The organism is Amycolatopsis sp. cmx-8-4 (assembly GCF_046548675.1).
In the GTDB taxonomy this organism is placed as follows: Bacteria; Actinomycetota; Actinomycetes; order Mycobacteriales; family Pseudonocardiaceae; genus Amycolatopsis.
In genome coordinates this window covers 1-1,695 of sequence record NZ_JAEBDZ010000080.1, presented here as the reverse complement: position 1 = coordinate 1,695, position 1,695 = coordinate 1, and the positions used below count along the sequence as shown (strand labels likewise).

The 1,695-nt window shown below is 68.7% G+C and carries 2 protein-coding genes; one reads left to right on the top strand and one right to left on the bottom strand.

Going from position 1 to position 1,695, the window contains the following annotated elements; translation table 11 throughout:
* Positions 1 to 59: 59 nt before the first annotated feature.
* Positions 60 to 809, bottom strand: coding sequence for a DMT family transporter (locus ACLJQZ_RS48450; RefSeq protein ID WP_410628493.1), 750 nt, complete (start codon positions 807 to 809; stop codon positions 60 to 62).
* Here ACLJQZ_RS48450 and ACLJQZ_RS48445 point away from each other — a divergent pair.
* Positions 799 to 1,347 carry a hypothetical protein gene (locus ACLJQZ_RS48445; protein ID WP_410628492.1) on the top strand — a complete coding sequence of 183 codons (549 nt, stop codon included), beginning with the start codon at positions 799 to 801 and terminating at the stop codon, positions 1,345 to 1,347. The genes ACLJQZ_RS48450 and ACLJQZ_RS48445 overlap by 11 nt on opposite strands.
* Positions 1,348 to 1,695: the final 348 nt, after the last annotated feature.

Genomic DNA, 1,695 nt, shown 5'->3' with positions numbered 1-1,695 from the left:
GGCCACAGATGCCGGTCGCCGCACCCGACGGAGTGATCCCACTCCGTCGCTGACACCGGTTAAGCTGCAGACCTCGGCTGGGGATTTTCAGGAAGCGCCTCTGGCCCACTTCGCAGAGCGCCATCAATGGTGAACCCGGCGATCACCGGGAGTTCCAGTGGTTCGTGGAGGATCACGGCGGCGAGCACCGCGGTCACCGAAGGCACGAGGAAGAACATGGTGCTCGCCCGGCCGGCATGGTCGCGCCGGACCATCAGGTAGAGCAGGCTGACCGCGCCGATCGAGTTGACCAGGGCCAGCCAGGCGACGCTGACCACCAGGGTCGCGGATCGCTCGTGGGAAACGGTTCGAACGCGAAGCTGCAGACGCCGGTGAGGACCGTCGAGCCCAGCAGCTGCACCGTCTGGCCGCTGCGCAGGTCCATGCCGGGACAAAAACGCTTCTGGTAGACGGTGCCGCCGCTGAGCGCGAGCAGGCCGCAGGGTCAGGCCGAGGCCGGCGAACGCGTGCGACGACACGTGGAGACCCTGGGAGACGGCAAGCACGACACCGGCCACGCCGAGCGCGAACCCCCACCGTTGCAGGCGGGTGGTGCGCTCGCCCAGCACCGGCCGGGCGAGCAGGGCGGTGAGCACGGGACCGACCCCGATCACCAGTGACGAGATCGCCGCGGGCACGCCCAGTTTGATCCCGCCGTAGACGCCGAGGAACTGCACCCCCTGCACGAGGGTCCCGGCGAGCGCGATGTGGCCGAGCTCCCGGCGGGTCGCCGGCCACCGGGCGCGGCCGGCGAGGGCAATGATCGCCATGCAGATGGTGGCCACCGCGAACCGCAGGAACGTCAGGGTGAACGGCGGTCCCCGTGTTGGTGGCCGCCGGAGCGATCGAAGGCGCCATGCTGGGGGCGGGTCGAGCGCTCGTCCTGCGCCGCGCCTGCACGCGGTGAACGCAGGTCGCTGGGTCGCGGCCACCGCGGCGGCAGCTTCGTTCGCCTACGTCCTCGGACTGGCGCCGAGCACATGGGCCACCCAGCAACGCGACTGGCCACCCCTGATCCTCTGGCCGGCCGGGGCGGTCCTCGGCCTGGCACTGTTGTTCTCGATCGGTTTCGCACAGTGGCTGGTCCTGCGGCACCACATTTCCGGTTCGGCGCGCTGGATCGCCACCACCGCCGGCGCGTGGTTGCTTGGCCTAGCGGTCTTCCTGGGTGTCACGATGCCGCTGTGGCAGCCCGGCCAGAGCCTGGCGTTGACGGTCCTGATCGGTGTCCTCGGTGGCTTGTTGATGGCGGCGACCACGGCTGCGGTCACCGCCTTCGCCCTTCGCGGCCTTCCGGGCCTGCGTTGATCTCCCGCCGTGCCGCCACCCGGGCGCGCGTCGGGACTCTCCGGTCGGCACCTGTCGGCGGTTCGCAGACCCGACCGAGTGACGCGGCGCGTCGATCCCCGCCTCGCATCGTTTGCGTAGCGCCAACCGGGTTAACATGGTCTATCTTACAGCCGCTGGAGGTGTGGTGAGCTCTACAGACGACCAAACTCAAGCCTCACCCCAATCCCGGCCCTCGGAGTCTGGAGCGTTCCCGCCTTTGTGGACGCGGGTTTAGGACGCGATTTCGTTGATGTTCCTGTACCCTAGCTCGTATTCTTGTGGTGTCAAGTATCCGAGCGTTGAGTGTCGTCGCTGGGCGTTGTAGTA

Bases quoted from the DNA above. Each gene is read 5' to 3' on its own strand.
- ACLJQZ_RS48445 (WP_410628492.1), top strand. From the start codon at position 799: ATGATCGCCATGCAGATGGTGGCCACCGCGAACCGCAGGAACGTCAGG.
- ACLJQZ_RS48450 (WP_410628493.1), bottom strand. From the start codon at position 809: ATGGCGATCATTGCCCTCGCCGGCCGCGCCCGGTGGCCGGCGACCCGC.